The sequence below is a fragment of the Streptomyces sp. NPDC053079 genome (assembly GCF_044546695.1).
Lineage (GTDB): Bacteria > Actinomycetota > Actinomycetes > Streptomycetales > Streptomycetaceae > Streptomyces.
Map to the genome: position 1 here is coordinate 1 of NZ_JBITZJ010000016.1, position 4,409 is coordinate 4,409.

Sequence of the window (4,409 nt, forward strand, 5' to 3'; positions counted from 1 at the left end):
CCATCCCGTTCCGTATTCCGGCACGCCGAAATACTTCCCGTTCAGGGACCGTGCAGTGGTGATTGCCGCCGATGCGACTCGAGTGGCCGCCCCGGCGTCCTCGCGGACCCCGTGGCAACTCGAAGAACTCTACACGCTCCCGTAAGCCCCATCAAACCCGTGGCGCAAGGGGGTTTCGGAGGCTACGGTCGTCCTGTGACCAAGCATGCGCTCACCCAGCAGTGGTGGGCCGCCTGACAGGCGGCCCACGACCTGCGCATGCATCCAACGGCCGCCGCCTCGGCGGCCGTTTCTGCTGTCTGTGGCGGTGGCTCCGCCTCGAAGGAGACCAGCTCAGCCATGGCACGCATCTTCAGTGGCATCAAGCCCACCGGCCATCTGACCCTCGGCAACCACCTGGGCGCCGTCCGCCAGTGGGTGGAGGCCGACCAGCACCGGGCCGATGCCCTCTTCTGTGTCGTCGACCTTCACGCGCTGACCGTCGACCACGACCCCGCTCGCGTACGAAGGCTCAGCCGGCAGGCCGCGACCCTGCTGCTCGCGGCGGGACTCGACCCTGAGCTCTGCACTCTGTTCGTACAGAGCCATGTGGACGAGCACACCCGGCTGGCCTATCTGCTGGAGTGCACGGCCACAGACGGCGAGATGCGGCGGATGATCCAGTACAAGGAGAAGTCCGTACGGGAGCGGGCCGCCGGCGGGAGCGTACGGCTGTCGCTGCTGACCTATCCCGTGCTCATGGCGGCGGACATCCTGGCGTACGGAGCAGACGAGGTTCCCGTCGGCGACGACCAGGCGCAGCACGTCGAGCTCACGAGGGACCTGGCGGTCCGGTTCAACCAGCGCTACGGGCACACCTTCGTCGTACCCAAGGCCATGACCCCGGCGGTGGCGGCCAGGGTGATGGACCTGCAGGACCCGACGTCCAAGATGGGGAAGTCGCACGCGGAGACGTCCGGCATCGTCTATCTGCTCGACGAGGCCGACGTCGTACGCAAGAAGATCATGCGTGCGGTGACCGACAGCGGTAGCGAGATTGTGTACGACCGGGAGGCTCAGCCGGGCGTCGCGAACCTGCTGGAGATCCTGGCGGCCTGCACCGGCCGCAAGCCCCTGGAGGTCGCCGCGGAGTACGACACGCGGGGGTCCTCGTACGGAGCGCTGAAGAAGGACACGGCCGATGCGGTCGTGGAGCTGCTGCGGCCGGTCAGGGAACGGCACGCACAGCTGTGCGCGGACCCGGGTTATGTGGACGGCGTGCTGCGGAAGGGGGCCGAGCGGGCGCGTGACCTCGCTCGGCCGACCGTCGACACGGCCTATCGGGCCATCGGGCTGATGCCGCCCGTGTGAAGAGCGTCAGGCCTGGCCGGAGGCCAGTTCGCGGCTGCGGTCGCGGGCTGCTTCGAGGGCGGCGATCAGGGCGGCCCGTACTCCGTGACTCTCGAGTTCGCGGATCGCGCTGATCGTCGTCCCCGCGGGGGACGTGACCGCCTCGCGCAGCTTGACCGGGTGTTCTCCGCTGTCGCGGAGCATGACGGCGGCGCCGATGGCGGCCTGGACGATGAGGTCGTGGGCCTTGTCGCGCGGCAGGCCGAGGAGGATGCCGGCGTCGGTCATGGCCTCGACGAGGTAGTAGAAGTACGCCGGGCCGGATCCGGAGAGGGCGGTCGCCGCGTCCTGCTGGTTCTCGGGGACGCGGAGCGTCTTGCCGACCGGCTTGAAGATCTCCTCCGTACGGAGGAGGTGGTCCTCGGTGGCGTGGGAGCCGGCGGAGATGACGGACATGCCCTCGTCGACGAGGACGGGGGTGTTCGGCATGACGCGGACGACGGGGGTACCGGCCGGCAGCTTCTCCTCGAAGAAGGCGGTGGGCACGCCGGCCGCGGCACTGATGACCAGCCGGTCGGCAGGCAGGTGGGGCGCGAGCTCCTCGAGGAGGAAGGCCATGTCCTGCGGCTTGACGGCCAGGATCAGGGTGTCGGCGGCCTTGGCGGCCTCGCTGTTGCTGACCACCTCGACGCCGTAACGGGCACGGAGGGCTTCGGCGCGCTCGGGGCGACGGGCGGTGCACATGAGGTCGTGGGGCGACCAGCCGGCGCGGATCATGCCGCTGAGGAGCGCCTCGCCGATCTTTCCGGTGCCGAGGACGGCGACTTTCTGGGTCACGGGGGCTCACCTCTTGGCTGGGCTGCGACTAAGGCTGCGTGGCAGTGGCTGTGCCTGGCATCTTCGCACTTCGGCGGCTCCGGAGGGCCACCCGCCGGGGTGATCGGAACCGGGGTCTCCCGTTTCCCACCTCCGCGTTTACATCGTGGTTACAAATCAACTCGCCGATCTGCACCACAACTTGGCCAAAATATGGTCGAGTGATTAACGGCACGGTGCCGCAGGGGACGACGGCACCGCTGCACGTTCTGGGATCTGTGCCGACGTCGACGCCCGACGTCCGGCGGCTGTGCCGTCTTCGCCCCCGGTGACCGTGCTCGTGCTCGTGCCCGTGTGCCCGTGTCCACGTCGATCCGTACAGGGCGACCCCCTCGTACCGGCCGACAGCCCGCACCGACCGACTCGCACCGACGAACGATCCGCCCGAACGACCGTCCGTACGACGCCCCACCTCACTCCACCTGTCAGGCAACGATCCTCATCGCATCGCTGCGCGCGCCTCGAGCGCGCTGGAGGCAAACCTCATGCAGAAGAGTCTCTTCCGCCGTGTCCGAAACACCGCCCAAGTCGACCTCAGGGGCACGCTCCGAGCCGACTTCACCGCATCGCTGGTCGTCTTCCTCATAGCCGTGCCGCTGTCCGTCGGCATCGCCGTCGCATCCGGTGTACCCGTCGAGCTGGGGCTCGTGACCGGCATCGTCGGCGGCCTCCTCACCGGACTGCTGCCGGGCAGCAGCATGCAGGTCAGCGGACCTGCGGCAGGGCTGACAGTGCTGGTGTACGAGGCCGTACGCGAGTACGGGCTCAGGGCGCTCGGCGTCCTGGTGCTCACTGCCGGCCTGCTCCAACTGACCATGGGCATCCTGAAGTTGGGACGCTGGTTCCGTGCCATCTCCGTCGCCGTGGTGCAGGGGATGCTCGCGGGCATCGGGATCGTCCTGATCGCCGGCCAGCTGTACGCGATCGCCGACGCGGACGCCCCCGCCGGCGGGCTGGAGAAGCTCGGCGGCCTGGTCTCGCTGCTGACCAACACCCTCGGCTCGGCCGATGCCATGTCCGCCGTCGCCGTCGGCAGCGGCACCGCGGCGATGCTCGTCCTGTGGCCACGCTGGCAACGGGCCGCGCGCGTCGTACCCGCCCCACTGGCCGCGGTCGCCCTGGCCACCGCCGTAGTCGCAGTGCTGCGCCTGCCCGTCGACCGGGTCCAGGTCCGCGGTCTCCTCGACGCGATCCAGCCACCGGGTGGCGGTGACTTCGCCCGGCTGACCGAATTCGGAGTGCTGGGCACGATCCTGGCCTTCGCCCTGATCGCATCGGCGGAATCGCTGTTCAGCGCGGCGGCGGTCGACCGACTGCACGACGGCCGCCACACGGACTACGACAAGGAACTCATCGCCCAGGGCGCCGGCAACACGGTCTGCGGGGCGCTCGGTGCCCTGCCGATGACCGCCGTGATCGTCCGCAGCGCCGCCAACGTCCGGGCCGGTGCACGCACCAAGGCCTCGCGCGTCCTGCACGGGGTATGGCTGCTGGTCTTCGCCACGCTGCTGCCGTGGGCACTCGAGCTGATTCCGGTGGCGGCACTGGCGGGCGTCCTGGTCCACGCGGGCTGGAAGCTGCTGCCGGGAAAGGAGCTCGGGCCGCTCTGGCGGGACCACCGGGGTGAGGTCGCGGTGCTGGTCACGACCACGGTGGCGATCGTGGTCACCAATCTCTTCGAAGGCGTGATCATCGGCCTGCTCCTGGCCGTGGTCAAGGCCGCCTGGGAGACGTCGCACATCCACATCGAGACCGTGACGTCCACAAGCGGCGTCGTACGGGCCCGGGTCCTCGGCAACGCCACCTTCCTCCGGCTGCCGAAGCTCCTGGACGAACTCGAAACCCTGCGCCGCGGCGGCCACCACGTGGAGCTCGACATCAGCGGCCTGCGCCATATGGACCGCGCCTGCCACACCGCTCTGCTCGGCTGGGCGGAACGCCATGGCGAAATGCGCGAGGACGGCTCCCCGGCGGAGAACGGGGCCGACGACAACCAGAACGAGAACGGGGACGGGGAGGCCACCGGGCGAGTGGTCGCGGTCTAGTGGCCGGCCCATAGGACGGCGCTCGTAAGGAGGCGGATCGCGAGTCGGTCGGTGACAGGCATTTACGGCTGGTTCCGGGCCGGAAATGCAAGAAAGCCCTGGCAGAGACCTTTCGGTCCCCACCAGGGCTTTCTGAATAATTGTTCGGCGGCGTCCTAC

At 69.2% G+C, this 4,409-nt stretch carries 3 protein-coding genes; 2 read left to right on the plus strand and 1 reads right to left on the minus strand.

Annotated elements, in window-relative coordinates:
- Window positions 1–339 precede the first annotated feature (339 nt).
- Entirely contained in the window at window positions 340–1,350 is a 1,011-nt protein-coding gene (gene trpS, locus ACIGXW_RS33715; RefSeq protein ID WP_360917700.1) for a tryptophan--tRNA ligase, read from the plus strand.
- A gap of 6 nt (window positions 1,351–1,356) precedes the next feature.
- Here trpS and proC read toward each other — a convergent pair whose 3' ends face one another.
- Window positions 1,357–2,166 carry a pyrroline-5-carboxylate reductase gene (gene proC, locus ACIGXW_RS33720; RefSeq protein ID WP_399576671.1) on the minus strand — a complete coding sequence of 270 codons (810 nt, stop codon included), beginning with the start codon at window positions 2,164–2,166 and terminating at the stop codon, window positions 1,357–1,359.
- Window positions 2,167–2,690: 524 nt separating this feature from the next.
- Between proC and ACIGXW_RS33725 the strand changes: the two genes are divergently transcribed.
- Window positions 2,691–4,250 (plus strand): SulP family inorganic anion transporter, encoded by a 1,560-nt coding sequence (locus ACIGXW_RS33725; RefSeq protein ID WP_399576672.1) that lies wholly within the window; start codon window positions 2,691–2,693, stop codon window positions 4,248–4,250.
- Window positions 4,251–4,409 lie beyond the last annotated feature (159 nt).

What these genes read in the sequence shown, in the direction of transcription:
- trpS (WP_360917700.1), top strand. Translation starts at nt 340, where the DNA reads ATGGCACGCATCTTCAGTGGCATCAAGCCCACCGGCCATCTGACCCTC.
- ACIGXW_RS33725 (WP_399576672.1), top strand. Translation starts at nt 2,691, where the DNA reads ATGCAGAAGAGTCTCTTCCGCCGTGTCCGAAACACCGCCCAAGTCGAC.